The organism is Pseudooceanicola nanhaiensis DSM 18065 (assembly GCF_000688295.1).
Lineage (GTDB): Bacteria > Pseudomonadota > Alphaproteobacteria > Rhodobacterales > Rhodobacteraceae > Pseudooceanicola > Pseudooceanicola nanhaiensis.
Genome location: NZ_JHZF01000013.1, coordinates 1,078,097 through 1,096,100, shown reverse-complemented (window position 1 = coordinate 1,096,100; position 18,004 = coordinate 1,078,097). Strand labels below are relative to the sequence as shown.

At 70.4% G+C, this 18,004-nt stretch carries 18 protein-coding genes; 7 read left to right on the top strand and 11 right to left on the bottom strand.

Features of this window, described 5'->3' with window-relative positions; all coding sequences use genetic code 11:
* Positions 1 to 39: 39 nt before the first annotated feature.
* The 5 genes from Q344_RS0115390 to Q344_RS0115370 form a co-directional block, all read right to left on the bottom strand.
* Positions 40 to 2,067, bottom strand: coding sequence for a M3 family metallopeptidase (locus Q344_RS0115390; protein ID WP_028287531.1), 2,028 nt, complete (start codon positions 2,065 to 2,067; stop codon positions 40 to 42).
* A 25-nt stretch (positions 2,068 to 2,092) separates the two neighbouring features.
* Positions 2,093 to 3,163, bottom strand: a complete 1,071-nt coding sequence (locus Q344_RS0115385; RefSeq protein ID WP_028287530.1) for a HesA/MoeB/ThiF family protein — start codon at positions 3,161 to 3,163, stop codon at positions 2,093 to 2,095.
* Complete coding sequence (gene dut, locus Q344_RS0115380; protein ID WP_370284164.1) at positions 3,163 to 3,654, bottom strand: dUTP diphosphatase; 492 nt, start codon at positions 3,652 to 3,654, stop codon at positions 3,163 to 3,165. Before dut ends, Q344_RS0115385 begins: the two co-directional genes overlap by 1 nt.
* On the bottom strand, positions 3,651 to 4,853 hold the full coding sequence (gene coaBC, locus Q344_RS0115375; RefSeq protein WP_028287528.1) for a bifunctional phosphopantothenoylcysteine decarboxylase/phosphopantothenate--cysteine ligase CoaBC: 1,203 nt from the start codon (positions 4,851 to 4,853) through the stop codon (positions 3,651 to 3,653). The genes dut and coaBC overlap by 4 nt, the downstream gene beginning before the upstream one ends.
* An 86-nt stretch (positions 4,854 to 4,939) precedes the next feature.
* Positions 4,940 to 5,818 (bottom strand): RNA polymerase factor sigma-32, encoded by an 879-nt coding sequence (locus Q344_RS0115370; RefSeq protein WP_028287527.1) that lies wholly within the window; start codon positions 5,816 to 5,818, stop codon positions 4,940 to 4,942.
* 141 nt (positions 5,819 to 5,959) lie between these two features.
* On the opposite strand from Q344_RS0115370, the gene cobU reads away from it, so the two are divergent.
* From cobU to Q344_RS0115355, 3 genes are all read left to right on the top strand, one after another.
* Positions 5,960 to 6,478 (top strand): bifunctional adenosylcobinamide kinase/adenosylcobinamide-phosphate guanylyltransferase, encoded by a 519-nt coding sequence (gene cobU, locus Q344_RS0115365; protein WP_028287526.1) that lies wholly within the window; start codon positions 5,960 to 5,962, stop codon positions 6,476 to 6,478.
* On the top strand, positions 6,478 to 7,053 hold the full coding sequence (locus Q344_RS0115360; protein ID WP_084178437.1) for a histidine phosphatase family protein: 576 nt from the start codon (positions 6,478 to 6,480) through the stop codon (positions 7,051 to 7,053). Before cobU ends, Q344_RS0115360 begins: the two co-directional genes overlap by 1 nt.
* Before the next feature lie 78 nt (positions 7,054 to 7,131).
* Entirely contained in the window at positions 7,132 to 7,995 is an 864-nt protein-coding gene (locus tag Q344_RS0115355; protein WP_028287524.1) for a glutathione S-transferase, read from the top strand.
* Positions 7,996 to 8,200: 205 nt separating this feature from the next.
* On the opposite strand, the gene Q344_RS0115350 is transcribed toward Q344_RS0115355, so the two are convergent.
* On the bottom strand, positions 8,201 to 10,495 hold the full coding sequence (locus Q344_RS0115350; protein ID WP_028287523.1) for a xanthine dehydrogenase family protein molybdopterin-binding subunit: 2,295 nt from the start codon (positions 10,493 to 10,495) through the stop codon (positions 8,201 to 8,203).
* Positions 10,496 to 10,817: 322 nt separating this feature from the next.
* On the opposite strand from Q344_RS0115350, the gene Q344_RS24125 reads away from it, so the two are divergent.
* On the top strand, positions 10,818 to 11,543 hold the full coding sequence (locus Q344_RS24125; protein ID WP_051630668.1) for an IclR family transcriptional regulator: 726 nt from the start codon (positions 10,818 to 10,820) through the stop codon (positions 11,541 to 11,543).
* On the opposite strand, the gene Q344_RS0115340 is transcribed toward Q344_RS24125, so the two are convergent.
* Positions 11,528 to 12,346 (bottom strand): MaoC/PaaZ C-terminal domain-containing protein, encoded by an 819-nt coding sequence (locus tag Q344_RS0115340; RefSeq protein ID WP_028287522.1) that lies wholly within the window; start codon positions 12,344 to 12,346, stop codon positions 11,528 to 11,530. The genes Q344_RS24125 and Q344_RS0115340 overlap by 16 nt on opposite strands.
* 153 nt (positions 12,347 to 12,499) lie before the next feature.
* On the opposite strand from Q344_RS0115340, the gene Q344_RS0115335 reads away from it, so the two are divergent.
* From Q344_RS0115335 to Q344_RS24120, 3 genes are all read left to right on the top strand, one after another.
* Positions 12,500 to 12,820 carry a DUF1244 domain-containing protein gene (locus Q344_RS0115335; protein ID WP_036539307.1) on the top strand — a complete coding sequence of 107 codons (321 nt, stop codon included), beginning with the start codon at positions 12,500 to 12,502 and terminating at the stop codon, positions 12,818 to 12,820.
* A 60-nt stretch (positions 12,821 to 12,880) separates the two neighbouring features.
* A complete protein-coding gene (pdeM, locus tag Q344_RS0115330; protein WP_028287520.1) occupies positions 12,881 to 13,543 on the top strand; it encodes a ligase-associated DNA damage response endonuclease PdeM in 663 nt (220 codons plus the stop codon).
* 229 nt (positions 13,544 to 13,772) lie between these two features.
* Positions 13,773 to 14,192, top strand: a complete 420-nt coding sequence (locus Q344_RS24120) for a PaaI family thioesterase (RefSeq protein ID WP_036539305.1) — start codon at positions 13,773 to 13,775, stop codon at positions 14,190 to 14,192.
* Positions 14,193 to 14,201: 9 nt separating this feature from the next.
* Here the strand turns inward: Q344_RS24120 and folD are convergent, their stop codons facing one another.
* The 4 genes from folD to Q344_RS0115300 form a co-directional block, all read right to left on the bottom strand.
* Complete coding sequence (gene folD / locus Q344_RS0115315) at positions 14,202 to 15,101, bottom strand: bifunctional methylenetetrahydrofolate dehydrogenase/methenyltetrahydrofolate cyclohydrolase FolD (protein ID WP_028287519.1); 900 nt, start codon at positions 15,099 to 15,101, stop codon at positions 14,202 to 14,204.
* On the bottom strand, positions 15,098 to 15,412 hold the full coding sequence (locus Q344_RS0115310; protein ID WP_028287518.1) for a chorismate mutase: 315 nt from the start codon (positions 15,410 to 15,412) through the stop codon (positions 15,098 to 15,100). The genes folD and Q344_RS0115310 overlap by 4 nt, the downstream gene beginning before the upstream one ends.
* A gap of 1 nt (position 15,413) precedes the next feature.
* Positions 15,414 to 17,090: a formate--tetrahydrofolate ligase gene (locus tag Q344_RS0115305; RefSeq protein WP_028287517.1), complete on the bottom strand. Its 1,677-nt coding sequence runs from the start codon at positions 17,088 to 17,090 to the stop codon at positions 15,414 to 15,416.
* 303 nt (positions 17,091 to 17,393) lie between these two features.
* Positions 17,394 to 17,996 (bottom strand): MOSC domain-containing protein, encoded by a 603-nt coding sequence (locus tag Q344_RS0115300; protein WP_028287516.1) that lies wholly within the window; start codon positions 17,994 to 17,996, stop codon positions 17,394 to 17,396.
* Positions 17,997 to 18,004: the final 8 nt, after the last annotated feature.

Sequence of the window (18,004 nt, the reverse complement as noted above, 5' to 3'; positions counted from 1 at the left end):
CCGCAGGCGGCGGGGAGGGCGCCCGCGCGCCCCGTCCCCTCAGGCCACCTTGTCGAGCCCGCGCCCCTTCAGCAGCGCCTCCACCCCCGGCAGCCGGCCGCGGAACTTCTCGTAGAGCACGTCGGCTTCCTCGGACCCGCCCTTCGAGAGGATGAATTCCTCGAGCCGCGCCGCGACCTCCGGATCAAAGGCGCTGCCGGCTTCCTCGAAGGCCTCGAAGGCGTCGGCGTCCATCACCTCGGACCACATGTAGCTGTAATACCCCGAGGAATAGCCGTCCCCGCTGAAGACATGGGCGAAATGCGGCGTCGCGTGGCGCATGATGATGGCCTTCGGCATCCCGAGCGTCTCAAGCACCTCGCGCTGCTTCGCCATCGGATCCGCGGGCGGCGCGCCGTCGTGGAACTCGAGGTCCACCAGCGCCGAGGCCACGTATTCCACCGTCTGGAAGCCCTGGTCGAAATTCGCGGCCTCAAGCACCTTCTCCAGCATCGCCTGCGGCATCGGCTCGCCGGTTTCCACGTGGGTCGCGTATTTCTGAAGCACCTCCGGCACCTCCAGCCAGTGCTCGTAGAGCTGGCTCGGAAGTTCCACGAAGTCCCGCGCCACCGAGGTGCCCGAGACGCGTTCATAGGTCACGTCCGAGAGCATCTGGTGCAGCGCATGGCCGAACTCGTGGAACAGCGTCCGCGCGTCGTCGTAGGACAGCAGAGCGGGCTGGCCCTTGGGCGGTTTCGCGAAGTTGCAGACGTTGAAGACGATGGGGATCTGCGTCTCGGGCAGTTTCGCCTGCTGCCGCATGGCCGAGCACCAGGCGCCCGACCGCTTCGAGCCGCGCGCGAAGTAATCGCCGATGAAGACCGCGATGACCTCGCCCCGGCGGGAGACCTCCCAGGCCCGGCAGTCCGGGTGGTAGAGGGGCACGTCCAGCGGCGTGAACTCCAGCCCGAACAGCCGGTTCGCGCAGTCGAACGCGGCCTCGATCATCCGGTCGAGCTGGAGGTAGGGCTTCAGCGCCGCCTCGTCGAGGTCATGCTCGGCCTTGCGCCGCTTCTCCGCGTAATAGCGCCAGTCCCAGGCCTCGAGATCGCCGTTCACGCCGTCCTCGTGCATCATCTCCTCGAGCAGGGCCTGGTCCTTGAGCGCCTGCGCCTTCGCCGGCTCCCAGACCGCCATCAGCAGCTCGCGCACCCGCTCCGGCGATCCCGCCATCTCGGTCTCGAGCTTGTATTCGGCGAAATTCCCGTAGCCCAGCAGCTGGGCCCGCTCCTGCCGCAACTCTAGGATCTCGCGCGCGATGTCGCGGTTGTCGGTCTTCCCGCCGTTGGCGCCCCGCGCGGCCCATGCGGCAAAGGCCTTCTCGCGCAGGTCGCGACGCGGCGAGAACTGCAGGAACGGCGTGATCAGCGACCGCGACAGGGTCACCGCCGGGCCGTCCACGCCCTTCTCCTCGCCCGCCGCGCGGGCGGCGTCCACGACGAAGCCCGGCAGCCCTTCGAGGTCGGCCTCGCTCAGCTCCATGAACCACGCGCGTTCGTCGGCCAGCAGGTTCTGCGTGAAGGCCGTGCCGAGCGTGGCAAGGCGGCCCTTGATCTCCTTCATCCGCTCGGCCTGTTCGCCGACGAGCGCCGCGCCGGACCGCACGAACCCCCGGTGCGAGAGATAGAGCAGGCGATCCTGATCGGCGTTCAGCTCGAGATCCTCGCGGCGGTTCCAGAGCTCCGAGATCCGCGCGAAGAGATCCACGTTGGACGAGATCTCGGCCGCATGCGCCGCGAGCTTGGGCGAGAACTCACGCTGAAGTTCCTCCCGCCGCGGGGTGCTGTCGGCGCCCGCCACCGCGAAGAAGGCCGAGACCACCTTGTCGAGCGCCTTGCCCGAGGTTTCCAGCGCCTCGACGGTGTTCTCGAAGGTGGGCGCGTCGGGGTTCGCGGCGATCGCCGCCACCTCGGCCTTGTGCAGGGTCAGCGCGGTTTCGAGGGCGGGCGCGAAATCCTCGTCCGAGATCGCGTCGAAGGGGGCGAGGCCGTGCGGGCCCGTCCAGTCGTCCAGCAGGGGATTGGTCATGGAATGTCTCCTTTGGACCCGGAGACTAGGGCCGCGCCTCGGCCTGCGCCACCCCGCAGACGGGGCAATCCGCCCGCCGCTTCAGTGCAATTTTGCGTGTCTCGCCCCAGAGCGCATCATAGATCAGCATCTCGCCCCTGAGCGGCGCACCGGCGCCGGTGATGACCTTCACCGCCTCCACCGCCATCATCGCGCCCACGACCCCCGGCAGCGGCCCCAGCACCCCCGCCTCGGCGCAGGTCGGGGCCAGCCCCGGCGCGGGCGCCTCGGGGAAGATGCACTGGTAGCAGGGCGCGCCGCGGGCCGGGTCGAAGACGCTCACCTGCCCCTCCCATTGCGACAGCGCGCCCGAGACCAGCGGCTTGCCCTGCGCGACCGCCACCCGGTTCGCAAGGTAGCGGGTCGCGAAATCGTCCGTGCCGTCGAGGATGACGTCGTATTCCGCGAAGAGCCCGGCGGCGATGTCCTCGGTCAGACGCCGGTTGTAGGGCTTCACGGTGACATGCGGGTTCTGGGCCTTCACCGTCGCCTCGGCCGAGAAGACCTTGGGCCGGCCGAGCGCCGCGTCCATGTGGATCACCTGCCGCTGCAGGTTGGTGTTCTCGACCACGTCATCGTCGATCACCCCGACCGTGCCCACCCCGGCGGCGCCGAGGTAGAGCAGCGCCGGGGAGCCGAGGCCGCCGGCCCCGATCACCAGCACCCGCGCGTCCCTGAGCCGCTTCTGTCCGGGCCCGCCGAGTTCGCGCAGCACGATGTGGCGGGCGTAGCGCTCAAGCTCCACGTCACGGAACCCGCCCGCCCGCGGCGCGGTGCCGGGATCCTCTGCCGCCCCCCCTCCCTGCGCCCGGCGGCGGAGCTTCCCGAGGCCGGCCCGGTAGAGCAGCACGATGGCAACGAAGCCGAAGAACATCAGCCAGCGGGCCAGCGTGCCGCCGGTCATCTGGCGGATCGCATGGCCGTCCGGCAGGACCACCTGCGCCAGCACCGCGAAGCCGAAGAGCACCGCGAGCACCGCATACCGCGGTCCGCGCGCCACACCGAGCCACGCGCCGCCGAACCAGAAGACCGCCGCGAGGAAGAGGACCGTCAGCATCAGCCGCGCCCGGTGGAGCCGAAGCCGCCGTGGCCGCGCACCGTCTCGTCCAGTGTCTCGGCCAGCACGTAGCTGCCCTTCGTCACCGGCGCCACGACCAGCTGCGCGATCCGCTCGCCATGGGTCACGCGGAACGGCTCGGCCCCGAGGTTCACGAGCAGGATGCCGATGGGGCCGCGGTAATCGCTGTCGATGGTGCCGGGCGTGTTCACCAGCGTGATCCCGTGTTTCAGCGCCAGGCCGGAGCGGGGCCGGACCTGCACCTCGAATCCGTCGGGAATGGCCATCGCCAGCCCGGTCGGCACCAGCGCCCGCGCGCCCGGTTCCAGCACGAGGCCCTCGCGCGCGCCGTCAGGGAAATTCGCGCGGATGTCGGCACCCGCCGCGCCGGCCGTCGCATGAAACGGCAGCGCGATCCTGTCGTCGTGCCCTTCGAGCCTCAGAATGGCAATCTCGACCACGCCCGCCCCTTCACCTTGTTCACGTCTCATCGTCCCTGCCGGAGCGCCTCGGCAACGCGCGCCGCCAGCTTCTCGGCGACGGCCTCCTTGCCCATCCGGGGCCAGTCCTCGGCCCCCTGTTCCGAGATCAGCACCACGGCATTCTCGGCCCCGCCCATGATCCCCGTCTCGGGGCGCACGTCGTTGGCGAGGATCCAGTCGCAGCCCTTCCGCGCGCGCTTGGCCGTCGCATGGGCCACCACGTCGTCCGTTTCGGCGGCAAAGCCCACGACAAGCGCCGGGCGCCCGGTCTCCATCTGGCTGACCGTGGCCAGGATGTCCGGGTTCTCGTCGAATTCGAGCGTGGGCAGGGTGCCCTTCACCTTCTTGATCTTCGAGCCGGAAGCCGAGCGCACGCGCCAGTCCGCCACCGCCGCCGCGAAGATCGCCGCATCCGCGGGCAGTGCGGCCTCGACCGCCTCCTTCATCTCGCGCGCGGTCTCGACCTTCACCACCTGCACACCCTCGGGCGGCGGCACGCTCGCGGGGCCGGTAACGAAGACGACCTCGGCCCCGAGAGCGGCGAGCGCCCGCGCGATCGCGGTCCCCTGCGCGCCGGAGGAGCGGTTGGCGATGTAGCGCACCGGGTCGATCGGCTCATGGGTCGGGCCGGAGGTCACCACCACGCGCTTGCCGCTCAGCGGACCCTCCGCGAAGAACCGCTCCGCCGCCGCGACGATCTCGAGCGGTTCCGACATGCGCCCCGGCCCGTATTCGCCGCAGGCCATGTCGCCCTCGTTCGGCCCGGTGAAGAGGATCCCGTCCGCCTTCAGCGTCGCAAGGTTGCGCTGCGTGGCAGGGTGGTCCCACATCCGGACGTTCATCGCGGGGGCCAGGAGCACCGGCGTGTCGGTCGCCAGGAGCAGCGTGGAGGCCAGGTCGTCCGCCGCGCCCCCCGCCATCTTCGACATCAGGTCCGCCGTCGCCGGGGCCACCACGATCAGGTCGGCCGAGCGGGAGAGCTGGATATGCCCCATCTCGGCTTCCGTCGTCAGGTCGAAAAGCTGGTCATGCACCCGCTCTCCCGCCACCGCGGCCACGGTCAGGGGCGTCACGAATTCCGAGCCCGCGCGGGTCAGCACCGGGGTTACCCGGGCGCCGCGTTCCCGCAGGCGCCGGATCAGGTCGGGGGTCTTGTAGGCGGCGATGCCGCCGCCGATGATCAGCAAGATCCGCTTGTTCGCCAGCATAGAGAAATCCCCGCTCTTTCAAGCGGGGACACTAGGCGAGCCACCTTCCGGGAGCAAGCGCGGGGCCGGGAGCAAGCGCAGGGGGGTCAGTGCAACAGCGCCTCGGCCTCGCCGCCCGTGGCCTCGAGCCGCCGGCGCATCTTCTTGAACGCCGCCGCCTCGAGCTGGCGCACCCGTTCCTTGGAAAGCCCCAGCTGCTGGCCGAGCGACTCGAGCGTCCGCGGATCGTCGCGCAGCTTGCGCTCCCGCACGATCAGGCGCTCGCGATCGTTGAGCCCGGCCATCGCCTCGACCAGCCATTCGCGCAGGGCGCGGCGGTCGTGATCCTCGCCGACCAGCTCCTCGGCCTGGGCGCTGTCGTCCTCCAGCGCCTCGATCCATTCGCGGCCTTCCTCGTCGACCGATTGCGTCGCGTTGAGCGAGAAATCGGTGCCCGAAAGCCGGCCTTCCATCATCTCGACGTCGCGCAGGGGCACGCCGACCTCGGTCGCGATCATCTGGCGCAGCTGGTGCCCGTCCAGCGCCTCCCCGCGCGAGATCGCCTCGCGCTCGAGCCGCGCCTGCACCCGGCGCATGTTGAAGAACAGCGATTTCTGGGAAGAGGTGGAGCCGGTCCGGACCATCGACCAGTTCCGCATGACGTAATCCTGGATCGAGGCCTTGATCCACCACACCGCGTAGGTCGAGAAGCGGACCCCCCGATCCGGGTCGAACTTGTCGGCAGCCTTCATCAGGCCCAGCCCCGCTTCCTGGATCAGGTCGTTCATCGAGGCGCCGTAGCGCCGGTATTTCGAGGCCATCGAGATCGCCAGCCGCATGTAGGCTGTGACCAGGCGATGCAGCGCGGCCTCGTCCCGTTGATCCCGCCAGGCGAAGGCGAGCGTCAGCTCGGTCTCGGCGTCCAGAAGTTCCGCCTTCATCGCCTTGCGCGACAGTGAGGATTCAATGGTTCGATCCAGCGGCATGAGGCCTCCCCGGTCGTTGTCCGCCTCGCAGCTCCGGTGCCTTGAGGTATGAACGGCGCATTGCTTGCGCCTCGCTATGACTTTCTTACAAGGTCTATACGTTTGAGATCCCGATTGGGTTCACGTCTGGGTAAAAGAAAAATGAATGGATCCTTGACTTTGGTGCTGGGCGGCGCAGCTTCTGGCAAGTCTGCCTGGGCTGAAGGGCACGTGAAAACCCTCGGCCTGCCAATGATTTACGTGGCGACGGCGCAGGCGCTCGACGACGAGATGAGCACCAAGATCGCGGCCCACCGAAAAGGTCGCGGGGCCGGGTGGGAAACCGTCGAAACCCCGCTCGATCCGGCCGCCGCGCTTCGCGGACTGCCTGCGGATCGGGCAGTGCTCGTCGATTGCGCGACCATGTGGCTCAGCAACCTGATGCTGAACGAGATGGAGACCGAGCCGGCCGTCGACGGCTTCCTCGCGGCGCTCGCGGCCAGCCCGGCGCAGGTCACCGTGGTCAGCAACGAGGTCGGGCAGGGCATCGTGCCCGACAACGCGCTGGCCCGGCGCTTCCGCGACGCGCAGGGCCGGCTCAACATCCGCCTCGCGGCGCAGGCGGACCGGGTGGTTCACGTGGTCGCCGGGCTGCCGAACGTGCTGAAGGGAGAGATCTGATGCGGTTTCACTGGGTGCGACACGGCCCGACCCATGCCAGGGGCATGGTCGGCTGGTCCGATCTGCCCGCCGACCTCGGCGACACGGCGCAGGTGGCCCGGCTCTCGGCGCATCTTCCGGCCGGGGCGCTGGTGATCTCGTCGGACCTCGTCCGTTCGGTCGCCACCGCCGATGCGATCTGCGGGGACAGGCAGCGCCTGCCGCACGACCGCGACCTGCGCGAGATGTCCTTCGGCGACTGGGAGCTGAAGACCTCGGCCGAGATCACCGAGACCCACCCGGAGCTCTCCCGCGCCTTCTGGACCGACCCCGGGGAGACCCGCCCGCCGGCCGGCGAAAGCTGGACGGAGCTGACCGCACGCACCTCGGCCGCGGTCGCGCGCCTGATGCGGGCGCATCCGGGGCGGGACATCGTGGCGGTGGCGCATATCGGCGTGATCCTGGCGCAGGTCGCGGTCGCCACCGGCCAGCCCGCGCGGGAAGTGATCGGGCAGAAGATCGACAACCTCTCGGTGACCGAGCTCAGCTGGGACGGCACGGGCTGGACGCTGGGCCGGATCAATCACCTGCCGTGATGGGCTCCGGCAGCATTATTCGTTTCGCCCGACGCCGCGCCGACGCGTAATCTGCGCCGAGACAGCGGAGACGACGCGATGACCTATGACCTCTACATCGGCGACCGGACCTTCTCGAGCTGGTCGCTCCGCGGCTGGCTGATGTTCGAGAAGTTCGGCCTGACGCACCGGGTTCACCTCACGGGGCTCTACAGCGGCCGCCTGGCCGAGGACCTCGCGCCGCTCGCCCCCGCGCGGCTGGTGCCCGTGATGCGCACGCCCGACGGGATCGTGGTGGGCGACACGATGGCGATGGCCGAGACGCTCGCGGAGCGCCATCCGGAAGCGGGGCTCTGGCCCGAGGTGCCCGAGGCGCGGGCGCTGGCGCGCTGGATCGCGGCCGAGATGCATGCGGGCTTCGGCGCCCTGCGCGGCGATTGCCCGATGCAGCTCTTCGGCCGCTACGAGGGCTTCGAGCCCTCCGCGGACGTGAAGGCCGACCTCGCCCGGATCGAGACGCTCTGGACCCTCGCGCTGGAGCGCCACGGCGGCGACTGGCTCTTCGGGGCATACTCGCTGGCGGATGTCTTCTACGCCCCGGTCGCGGCGCGGATCGCGGGCTACGGCCTGCCGGTCGGCAGCGTCGCGCAGGAGTATGTCGCGCGGGCTCTGTCGGATCCGGCCTTCCGCCGCTGGCGGGCCATGGGGCTCACCGTCTCCTACGCGCCCGAGCCCTACCGCCTCGACCTGCCGCGCGGAGACTGGCCCGGCCCCGCACCGATCCCCGCCCGGGCGGTGGAGACGGGTCCCTCCGAAAACGACGCCTGCCCCTATTCCGGCAAGCCGGTGACGGATTTCATGGAGATGCAGGGCCGTGTCTTCGGCTTCTGCAACCCGTTCTGCCGCGACAAGACCGTGCAGGATCCCGGCGCCTGGCCGAAGTTCATGGCGATCCTCCGCTGACCCGGCCCCGTTCCAGCGGAGCGGCCCGCAAACGGGCCGCACGCGATATCTTGCGATTTGGCGCGGCCAAATCGCGTCTGCCTCCGGCGGGGATATTTCCGGCAAGAGGAAGACAGGACCGGTCGCCTGCTTCCTCTTGCCGGAAATATCCCGGGGGGAGTCGGCCGCAGGCCGACGGGGGGCTGGCCCCCCGTCCCCCTCTCCGTCAGCCCTGCGCCGCCTGCAGCGCTTCCCAGACCCGGCCCGGCGTCGCGGGCATGTCGAACGTCTCGACCCCGGCCTGCGCCAGCGCGTCGAGCACGGCCGACATGCCCGCGGCCAGCCCGCCGACGGATCCGGCCTCGCCCACGCCCTTCACGCCGAGCGGGTTCTTTTCGGTCGGCACGTTGGCGAAATCCGTCATCAGCCACGGCAGGTCGGCCGCGCGCGGCATGGCGTAGTCCATGAAGCTCCCGGTGAGGAGCTGGCCGTCGCGGGGGGTGTAGCGCATCTCTTCGAGGAAGATCTGGCCCAGGGCCTGGGCCACCCCGCCCTGGACCTGGCCCTCGGCCATCTGGGGCTGCATCACCCGGCCGATATCCTCGACCCCGGTGTAGCGGTCGATCTTCACATGGCCGGTCTCGGGGTCGATCTCGACCTCGCAGACGTGGCAGCCGTTCGGGAAGGTGGGGCCGTCGGTGTGGAACTCGCCGCGTCCGAGCAGCGGCGTGCCGCGCTCGGCGGCGGTGCGGGCGATCTCGGTCAGCTCGACCTCCACGTCGGTGCCCGCCACGCGGAACCGGCCCGCCGCGTATTCGATGTCAGCCGCGTCCGCCTCGAGCCGGTCGGAGGCCAGCTCCTTCGCCTGCGCCAGCACCTTGGCCACCGCGTCGCGCACCGCCGAGCCGACCTTGATCGTCGCGCCCGAGCCGCCCATGCCGCCGCCGCGTTCCATCCGCGCGGTGTCGCCCTGGTGATAGCTGACGCGGTCCACCGGCAGCTCGAGCCCCTCGGCCGCGAGATCGGAGAGCAGCGTCTCCAGCCCCTGCCCGGCCGAGAAGCCGCCGCCGCCCAGGGTCACCGTGCCGTCCGCATTGATCGAGACATCGGCGAAGTCGCGCCCGGGCTGGCCCCAGAGCCCGCCCGCCGTCTCGATGCAGAGCGCGAGCCCGAAGCCGCGGATCCGGCCCCGCGCCTCGGAGGCGGCCTTGCGCGCGGCGTAGCCCGCGTGATCGGCGCGCGCGAGGCCGGTGTCGAGCACCTGCGCGAAATCGCCCGAATCGTAGTCGAACATGAAGGGCGATTTCCACGGCATCGCCGCCGCGGGGATCAGGTTCTTCCGGCGCAGCTCGACGCGGTCCATGCCGATCTCGCGCGCGGCCTGGTCGAGCGCCATCTCGATCGCATAGGTCGCCTCGGGCCGGCCCGCGCCGCGATAGGCGGCGACCGGCACGAGATGCGTCAGCCAGGCCTCGACCCGGCCGGCGATGAGCGGCGTGCGGTAGACCCCCGCAACGCCGCCGAAATTGATGATCGGCGAGAGCGAGCGTCCGGTGGCATAGGCCCCGATGTTCAGCTTCATCGTGACGCCCTGGGCGAGGATCGTGCCATCGGTGTCGAGCCCCAGCTCGACCTCGATCTCCATCCCTCGGCCGGCCTCGTCGGAGAGGAAATCCTCGCCCCGGTCGGCGCGCCAGCGGACAGCCTGGCCGAGGCGGCGGGCGGCCCAGAAGACCAGCATCTCCTCGCGGAGCGGTCCCGATTTCATGCCGAAGGCGCCGCCGACATCGCCCGCGACGCAGCGCACGGACTCGGGCTCCATCGTCAGGAAATGGGCGAGCGCCGCGCGCATGGCGACCGGGTTCTGGTGGCTTGCGTAGAGCGCGAGGCGCTCGCCCTCGGGGCGCGCCAGCGCGGTGCGCGGCTCCATCGCGACGGCGGTGACGCGGGTCACGGGGACCGAGGCGTGCACCCGGTGCGGCGCGGCCTCCAATGCGGCGCGGACAGCGGCCCAGTCGCCGCGTTCCCATTCCGCGCCGAGGTTGCCCGGCCGGTCGTCATGCACCAGCGGCGCGCCCTCGTCGCTGGCCTCGTCGACGCTGGTCACGGCGCCCAGCTCCTCGAGCTCGGCCTCGATCGCCTCGGCGGCGTCCATCGCCTGGGCCCGGGTCCCGGCGATCACCATGGCGAGCGGTTCACCGATATGGCGCACACGGTCGGTGACCAGCAGATGGCGGGGCGTCGCGCTCCAGTCGGTGCCGTCCGGGCCCTTGAGCTTGATCGGCGCCTGCACCGGGCCGATTCCGTCGGCCTCGAGCTCGGCGGCGGTGAGGACCGCGGCGACGCCCGGCATCTCCTTCGCGGCCGAGGTGTCGAGCGAGATGAGCCGCGCGGAGGCCAGGGTCGCACGCAGGAACACCGCCACCAGCGCGCCCGGCTCGGCCATGTCGTCGGCATAGCGGCCCTGCCCGGTGATCAGTCGCCGATCCTCGATCCGGCCTTTCCGTGTCGCTGTCGTCATGGGTGTGTCCTCGTCTCCGCCGGGTGTCCGCGGCGAAGGTTATCCGCGCCTGCCCGAAGGTCAAACCCAACCTCGCCGGCAACAGATGGGGATACGGCACTTACTTGCCGGGCGGCAAATAGAAACTTGACTCACCGGTAAGCGAGGTTCTTAATTCCTACATGCGGTATCGAATTCCGCAAATCGAGGCGCGGACGCCCGGGAGCGACACGCGCAGTCCCAGCGATGAAGGAGGAGCATCGTGACCTATACCAGCGCACACCCCGGCGCCGGTGGCACACCCGTAGAGCCACCGTCCTACAGAACAGAGATTCCTGACTCCGTGGTCAAATCCGCGGCCCGGACCATCCAGATCCTCGAATTCATCGACCATGTCCGCCGCGACGTCAGCGGCTCGGAAGTGGCCGCGGCCCTGAACTATCCCGCTTCCAGCACCTCGGCGCTGCTGCGGTCGATGGTGGCCATGGGCTACCTCCAGCACGACCGCGAGACCCGCGCCTACCGCCTGACCCGCCGCACGGGCCTGCTGGGCTCCTGGGTGGATCCCTCGCTGATCCGCCGCGGCACGCTGGTGAGCCTTGCCGAATCGCTGGCGAACGTCGTGGGAGAGACGGTGCTGCTGGCCCGCCGGAACGAGCTGAGCGTGCAGGTCATCTATGTCGCCGACGGCGGCCGGAACCCCGCGGTGCCGATGCCGGGCGAACAGCATTGCGTCTCGCGCTCGGCGCCGGGCATGGCGCTGCTGGCGATGTCGGACGAGAAGGAGCTGAAGCGCCTGATCGGCCGGATCAACGCCGAGCGGCCGCGCAACACCACCGCGATCGACCCTTCCGACTATGCCGCGCGGCTGGCCGAGGGCCGGCGCCAGGGCCGGTTCACCGGGCCGGGGATCGGGCCGGGCACGGCCTCGGTGGCGCAGCAGGTGCGTCACCAGGCGGCCGGCGACATGCTCGTCCTGTCGGTCGAGGGGCCGACGGCCCGGATGTCGGAGCGTCTGAACGAGACCGCGGGCCTGATGCGTGCGGCGTTGACTCAGCTCGCCTCCTGACGGCGCACGCGCATCTCCATCAGGACCTTCGGTCCGCGTGACAGGCAAAGGGCGCTCCGGGCGCCCTTTTCGCCCTCCGCCCGGACCTCGAACGCGTCATCCCAGAAGATCGGGCGCCGGAACCGGATGTCGAGCTCGACCCGCCCGGGCGCCCCTTCCCGCCAGAGGGCGGCGGTCATGTAGCGCACGCCCTGTGATCCGCCGACGATGGGCGCGCGGTAGCCCGCACGGGCGGCCGCCTCCGGATCGACATGCAACAGGTTGGCGGTGCCGGCCGAATAGGTCTTCACGTCCTCCGGGGTCAGCGCCACCGCGCCCAGAGGGTCCAGCGCCTCCGGATCGTCGATCAGCGGCGCCGGACGCGCTCCCGCGCCGCGCAGGGCCGGGTCGGCGGCGCGCGCGGGGTCGGTCTTCAGCGCGACCCTGCGCAGCGCCATCCCGAGCCGCCCGTCCGCGCCGTGGTAGAAGGTCTCGGCCGTGGTGATCATGCCGCGCGGGGCCTCGGTGACCGAGGTGATGCCGCCCGAGACCGTGATCTCCTCGTCCAGCGCCAGCGGGCTCTCCATCCGCACCACCTGCAGCATGTTGACCCCGCCGTTCTCGCGCACCCCGTTCAGCGCGCTTTCGCGGATCGCGTGCGGGATGAAGGCGGCGGGATCGACCATGCCGCCGAACAGCGCCGCGTCAGACCCGCAGACCCGCATCATCCGGTCCTCCGCCGCAGGGTCGAAACGGAACCGGCGCGGCGTGTAGGCAAGGCCCGCGTAGGGCGTGACGGGCGCGGGGGTGGAGAGGTCGGTCATCTGCGGGCTCCTCGGGCGTCTGCGCCGATCTGGGACCGGGCCGGTCCGCCCGGCAATCCCGCTGCGGCAAGGATCAGGGATGTGTCGCCGCCCGCCCCTTTCGTCCTGCCGCCGCAACGCCTAGATTGCGGAGGTATCCCGAGGAGACCCGCCATGCCCCAGATCGACGACCAGACCCGGATCGAGCTTGAAGCCGCCGCCTTCCGCACCCTGCGCGCGCATCTCATGGAAAAGCGCCCGGACGTGCAGAACATCGACCTGATGAACCTGGCCGGCTTCTGCCGCAACTGCCTGTCGCGCTGGTATCAGGAGGCCGCCAACGCGCGCGGCATCGAGATGACCAAGGACGAGGGGCGCGAGGCGTTCTACGGCATGCCCTACGACGCCTGGCGCGACGCCCACCAGACCGAGGCGGATGCGGCGAAGACGGCGCAGTTCGATCAGGCCTTCGCGGAGAACGTCGGCAAGAAGTGACGCCACGCGCGGGGCGGCGCCCCCTTGCCACCGGGCGCCCGGCGCGGCATTGAACGAAGCATGAACACCCATTCCTTCACCTTCGCGGGCGCCCGGCTGCAGGCGCTCGGGTCCGGCGCGCTCCACTGGCCCGAGGCCGGCCTGCTCGTGGTCTCGGACCTGCACCTCGGCAAGTCCGAGCGGATCGCCCGGCGCTCCGGCCTCCAGCTGCCGCCCTACGAGACGCGCGAGACGCTGTCGCGGCTCGAGGCGGATATCGAGGCGACGGGCGCGGCGCAGGTGCTCTGCCTCGGGGACAGTTTCGACGATCCCGCCGCCGCGATGTCGCTGTCCGAGGAAGAGGTGCTCTGGATCACGCGGCTGCAGGCCGGCCGGCGCTGGATCTGGGTCGAGGGCAACCACGACCCGGGGCCGCTGGCGCTCGGCGGCGAACACCGGGCCGAGCTGACGCTGGGCCCCTTGACCTTCCGCCACATCGCGGCGGAGGGCGCGTCGGGCGAGGTCTCGGGCCATTACCATCCGAAGGCCAGCCTCTCGGCCCGGGGGCGCAGCATCACGCGGCCCTGCTTCCTGCTGGACGCGACGCGCCTGATCCTGCCGGCCTACGGCGCCTACACGGGCGGGCTCCGCTCCCGCGACCCGGCGCTCTGCAGCCTGATGGAGCCGGGCGCGCTGGCGATCCTCACCGGCCCGATCCCGCGCGCGATCCCCATGCCGCGGTAGCGTGGCCTCTCCGGTCCTTGCAGCGCCCGCCGGCGCCCGTGGGCCGGGCTCAAGCCTGGCGTGCCCCTCGGAGGCGCTCGGCGCCCGGGACGACGCCGCGCCGGCGCGCCCCCCCCCGCAGGCTGCGCCTCCTGCACGCCCCTCCGCCATCACCGCCCTGCGCGTCAGCGACGGGACGGCGGGGCACACATCCCCTTGCCGCGCGCCCCGCACCCCGTAAGATCGCCGGATGACCGACCCCCTCTTCACCCGCATCCGCACCAGCTTCGACGCCTCGCCCATGCTGGCCACGCTCGGCGCCCGCCTGACCGAGGTTGCGGAGGGCCGGGTCGAGATCCGGGCCCCGATCCTGCCCGGCAGCCGCCAGCAGCAGGGCTTCGGCCACGCGGGCCTGTCCTTCACCATCGGCGACACGGCGGCGGGCTACGCGGCCCTCACCCGCGCGCCCGCGGGGCACGAGGTCGTCACCGTCGAGATCAAGATCAACCTGCTCGCCCCGGCCATGGGCGACGAGCTGGTCGCGACCGGCCACCTGATCCGCGCGGGCCGGTCGCTTTCGGTTGTCACCGCCGAGGTCGTGGCGATGACCGGCGACAGGGCGAAGACCGTGGCCCTTCTGCAGGGCACCATGATGCCGGTGCCGCTCTAGCCACGCGCCTCAGACGGAAAGGCCCTCGGGCTCCGGCAGGCCATGCGCCCGGCAGGCCGCCGTCACGGTATTGGCCAGCAGGCAGGCGATGGTCAGCGGCCCGACCCCGCCCGGAACCGGGGTGATCGCGCCGGCCACCTGCGACGCCGAATCGAAGGCCACGTCGCCGACGATCCGGGTCTTGCCCTCGCCCTTCTCGGGCGCGGGGATACGGTTGATGCCCACGTCGATCACCGTCGCCCCCGGCTTGATCCAGTCGCCCGGCACCATCTCGGGGCGCCCCACGGCGGCCACCACGATGTCCGCCCGGCGCACCACCCCGGCCAGGTCCTTCGTCCGGGAATGCGCGATCGTCACCGTGCAGCTTTCGCCCAGCAGAAGCTGCGCCATCGGCTTGCCGACGATGTTCGACCGCCCGATCACCACCGCTTCCAGACCAGAGAGCGACCCGAGGTGATCCCGCAGCAGCAGCAGGCATCCGAGCGGCGTGCAGGAGACCATCGCCGCCTGCCCCGTCGCCAGCCGCCCGACGTTGAGGATATGGAACCCGTCCACGTCCTTCTCGGGCCGGATCGCGTTGATGACCTTGGTGTCGTCGATGTGCTTCGGCAAAGGCAGCTGCACCAGGATGCCGTGCACCGCCGGATCCGCGTTCAGCTCTTCGACCTTGGCCAGCAGATCGGCCTCCGAGGTTTCGGCGGGCATCTTGTGCTCGTAGGAGTTCATCCCCGCCGCCTTCGTCGCGATGCCCTTGTTGCGGACGTAGATCTCGCTCGCCGGGTCCTCGCCCACGAGCACCACCGCGAGGCCAGGGACCACGCCCTGCGTCTTCAGCCCGGCGACATGCTCCGCCACCCGTTCCTGCAGCCGTCCTGCAAATGCCTTGCCGTTCAGTATCGTCGCGCTCATGCGTCCGTCCCGTCCTTGCCCAAAACTCGTTCCTCGCGGGCGATGAAGCCCTCGATCATCACGCGCCACATCGCCTGGGCGATGTCCGCGTCCATCCCTGCCGCCGCGGCCCTCTCACGGACCCGCGCCAGCACCTCGGCCACCCGTCCCGGGGCCGCCGCGCTGATCCCCTCGGCCCGCTTCAGCTCGGCCGCGCGGTCGACATGGCCCTGGCGTTCTGCCAGCAGGGCCAGCAGCGCGCGGTCGATCGCGTCGATCTGCGCGCGCAGCTCTGCCATGGTCTCGACGTCCCGCGGGGCCTTGCGCGTCATCTCAGAACAGCCCCTCGATCTGTCCGGCGTCGTTTAGCATGATCGCCTCGGCCGACGGAACACGGGGCAGGCCCGGCATGGTCATGATCTCACCGCAGATCACCACCACGAAGCCCGCCCCCGCCGAGAGCCGCACCTCGCGGATCGGCACGTCATGGCCCGTCGGCGCACCGCGCAGGGTCGGATCGGTCGAGAAGGAATACTGCGTCTTCGCCATGCAGATCGGCAGCCGGCCATAGCCCGCCTCTTCCCATTCGTGCAGCTGGCTGCGGATCTTCTGGTCGGCGATCACCTGGTCGGCGCGGTAGATGCGCTTCGCGATGCGCTCGATCTTCTCGAAGAGCGGCATGTCGTCGGGATAGAGCGGGGCGAACTGCGACTGGCCCGCATCAGCGATCTCGGCCACGCGACGGGCGAGGTCCTCGATCCCGGCCGAACCTTCGGCCCAGTGCCTGCAGAGGATCGCCTCGGAGCCCTGTTCGGCCACGTAGTCCTGCACCGCCGCGATCTCGGCTTCGGTGTCGCCGGTGAAGTGGTTCACCGCCACCACGACGGGCACGCCGAACTGCTTCACGTTGGCGATGTGGCGCCCGAGGTTGGGGCAGCCGCGGCGCACCGCCTCCACATCCTCGGCGGCAAGGTCGCCCTTGGCCACGCCGCCGTTCATCTTCATCGCCCGGACGGTCGCCACCAGCACCACGCAATCGGGCGCCAGCCCCGCCTTGCGGCACTTGATGTTCATGAACTTCTCGGCCCCGAGGTCGGCGCCGAACCCGGCCTCGGTCACCACGTAATCCGCGCATTTCAGCGCCGTCGTCGTGGCGATCACCGAATTGCAGCCATGTGCGATATTGGCGAAGGGCCCGCCGTGCACGAAGGCCGGGTTGTTCTCGAGCGTCTGGACGAGGTTCGGCTGCATCGCGTCCTTCAGGAGCACCGTCATCGCCCCGTCCGCCTTGAGGTCGCTGGCATAGACGGGCGTCCTGTCGCGCCGGTAGGCCACGATGATCCGGCCCAGACGGTTCTGCAGATCCGACAGCGAGGTGGCGAGACAGAGGATCGCCATCACCTCGGAGGCCACCGTGATGTCGAAGCCCGTCTGCCGCGGAAACCCGTTCGCCACCCCGCCGAGCGAGCTGACCACGTCCCGGAGCGCCCGGTCGTTCATGTCCATCACCCGGCGCCAGACCACGCGGCGGGCGTCGATCTCGAGCGCGTTGCCCCAGTAGATGTGGTTGTCGATCATCGCCGCGAGCAGGTTGTGCGCGCTCGTGATCGCGTGGAAATCGCCGGTGAAGTGGAGGTTCATGTCCTCCATCGGCACCACCTGCGCATGGCCGCCCCCGGCCGCGCCGCCCTTCATCCCGAAGCAGGGCCCGAGGCTCGCCTCGCGGATGCAGATCGCCGCCTTCCGGCCGATCCGGTTCAGCCCGTCGCCCAGACCCACGGTCGTCGTGGTCTTGCCCTCGCCCGCGGGGGTGGGGTTGATCGCGGTGACGAGGATCAGCTTTCCGTCCGGGCGGTCCTGCACGCCGTCGATGAAATGCTGCCCGACCTTGGCCTTGTCGTGACCGTAGGGCACGAGGTCCGCCGCACCGATTCCAAGCCGCGCCCCGATCTCCTGGATCGGCAGCTTCTGCGCCGCGCGGGCGATCTCGATATCGGATTTGACGGTCATGGCTTGCGCCCCCCTGGCTGCGTCGCTTCCTTGGTTCCAGATAGCCGCGCGACGCGACGGAAAGCGCGGCAATTCCGACCTATCCGACCTCGATATCGGCAGAAAGGGTTTCCCTTCGGAAACCGGCGCCGCGTGCCCGAAAGGCAGTCTGACGGAACCGAATGGCCGTTCCCGATGTTGTTCCGGCAATCCCATATGCCGGGGACACCAAGGAGTTAGACGATGAAAGCTGCCGCAATCACCATCCACGCATCCTTCTTCACGAGCCTGCTGCTGTTCGCCGCCGTGCTCGCCTGATCCGGATCAGGAGGCCGCCCGCGCGGCCTCGAGTTCCGACCACGGCCGCTGGTCGGGGATGAAGAGCTTCAGCCTCTCCCCGACCCGCAGCCGCCCTTCCCTCTCGACCCAGGCCGTCACCCCGCGCCGCCCCTCGGCCGCGCGCTTGAACGCCTTGCCGAACCCCGGACGCTGATCCTCGATCACGCGGGCGGGCAGGTTGCAGGGGCGGTTGTTCATGTCCACCGTGATGGTGCAGCCATCCGGCCCCTGAAGCCGCGCGCCCGGGGGAACGTGGCTGAAATCCGGCAGCCCCCTCAGAACGATCGTCGAGCCCAGCCAGGCGGGATCAAGCGCGTCGAGCCCCATCTCCTCCGCAATGGCCTGAAGCTCCTCCTCGGACACCACCGCCAGCTGCCGCGTGTTGCGGATCGGCGTGTTGCGCGGATAGAGCCCCAGCACCCGCGAGCAGGAGGGCCGCGTCTCGCCGCCGTGGTCCTCGCCCTTTGGGCCGGCGAAGCTCAGCTCCAGCGCCTCGGCCGCATCCGAGGCAAGCGCCGCCTCGCGGTCGCCGACGATGCCGAGCCAGGTGATCTCGGCCTCGTAACGGGTCTTCTTCAGTGCGGCCATCATCGCCC

What these genes read in the sequence shown, in the direction of transcription:
- cobU (WP_028287526.1), top strand. Translation starts at nt 5,960, where the DNA reads ATGAATGGATCCTTGACTTTGGTGCTGGGCGGCGCAGCTTCTGGCAAG.
- Q344_RS0115340 (WP_028287522.1), bottom strand. Translation starts at nt 12,346, where the DNA reads ATGACCGACCTCTCCACCCCCGCGCCCGTCACGCCCTACGCGGGCCTT.
- Q344_RS0115310 (WP_028287518.1), bottom strand. Translation starts at nt 15,412, where the DNA reads ATGACGCGCAAGGCCCCGCGGGACGTCGAGACCATGGCAGAGCTGCGC.
- pdeM (WP_028287520.1), top strand. Translation starts at nt 12,881, where the DNA reads ATGAACACCCATTCCTTCACCTTCGCGGGCGCCCGGCTGCAGGCGCTC.
- folD (WP_028287519.1), bottom strand. Translation starts at nt 15,101, where the DNA reads ATGAGCGCGACGATACTGAACGGCAAGGCATTTGCAGGACGGCTGCAG.
- Q344_RS0115370 (WP_028287527.1), bottom strand. Translation starts at nt 5,818, where the DNA reads ATGCCGCTGGATCGAACCATTGAATCCTCACTGTCGCGCAAGGCGATG.
- Q344_RS0115385 (WP_028287530.1), bottom strand. Translation starts at nt 3,163, where the DNA reads ATGCTGACGGTCCTCTTCCTCGCGGCGGTCTTCTGGTTCGGCGGCGCG.
- Q344_RS0115390 (WP_028287531.1), bottom strand. Translation starts at nt 2,067, where the DNA reads ATGACCAATCCCCTGCTGGACGACTGGACGGGCCCGCACGGCCTCGCC.
- Q344_RS0115305 (WP_028287517.1), bottom strand. Translation starts at nt 17,090, where the DNA reads ATGACCGTCAAATCCGATATCGAGATCGCCCGCGCGGCGCAGAAGCTG.
- Q344_RS0115335 (WP_036539307.1), top strand. Translation starts at nt 12,500, where the DNA reads ATGCCCCAGATCGACGACCAGACCCGGATCGAGCTTGAAGCCGCCGCC.
- Q344_RS0115300 (WP_028287516.1), bottom strand. Translation starts at nt 17,996, where the DNA reads ATGGCCGCACTGAAGAAGACCCGTTACGAGGCCGAGATCACCTGGCTC.
- coaBC (WP_028287528.1), bottom strand. Translation starts at nt 4,853, where the DNA reads ATGCTGGCGAACAAGCGGATCTTGCTGATCATCGGCGGCGGCATCGCC.
- Q344_RS24120 (WP_036539305.1), top strand. Translation starts at nt 13,773, where the DNA reads ATGACCGACCCCCTCTTCACCCGCATCCGCACCAGCTTCGACGCCTCG.
- dut (WP_370284164.1), bottom strand. Translation starts at nt 3,654, where the DNA reads ATGAGACGTGAACAAGGTGAAGGGGCGGGCGTGGTCGAGATTGCCATT.
- Q344_RS0115355 (WP_028287524.1), top strand. Translation starts at nt 7,132, where the DNA reads ATGACCTATGACCTCTACATCGGCGACCGGACCTTCTCGAGCTGGTCG.
- Q344_RS0115350 (WP_028287523.1), bottom strand. Translation starts at nt 10,495, where the DNA reads ATGACGACAGCGACACGGAAAGGCCGGATCGAGGATCGGCGACTGATC.
- Q344_RS0115360 (WP_084178437.1), top strand. Translation starts at nt 6,478, where the DNA reads ATGCGGTTTCACTGGGTGCGACACGGCCCGACCCATGCCAGGGGCATG.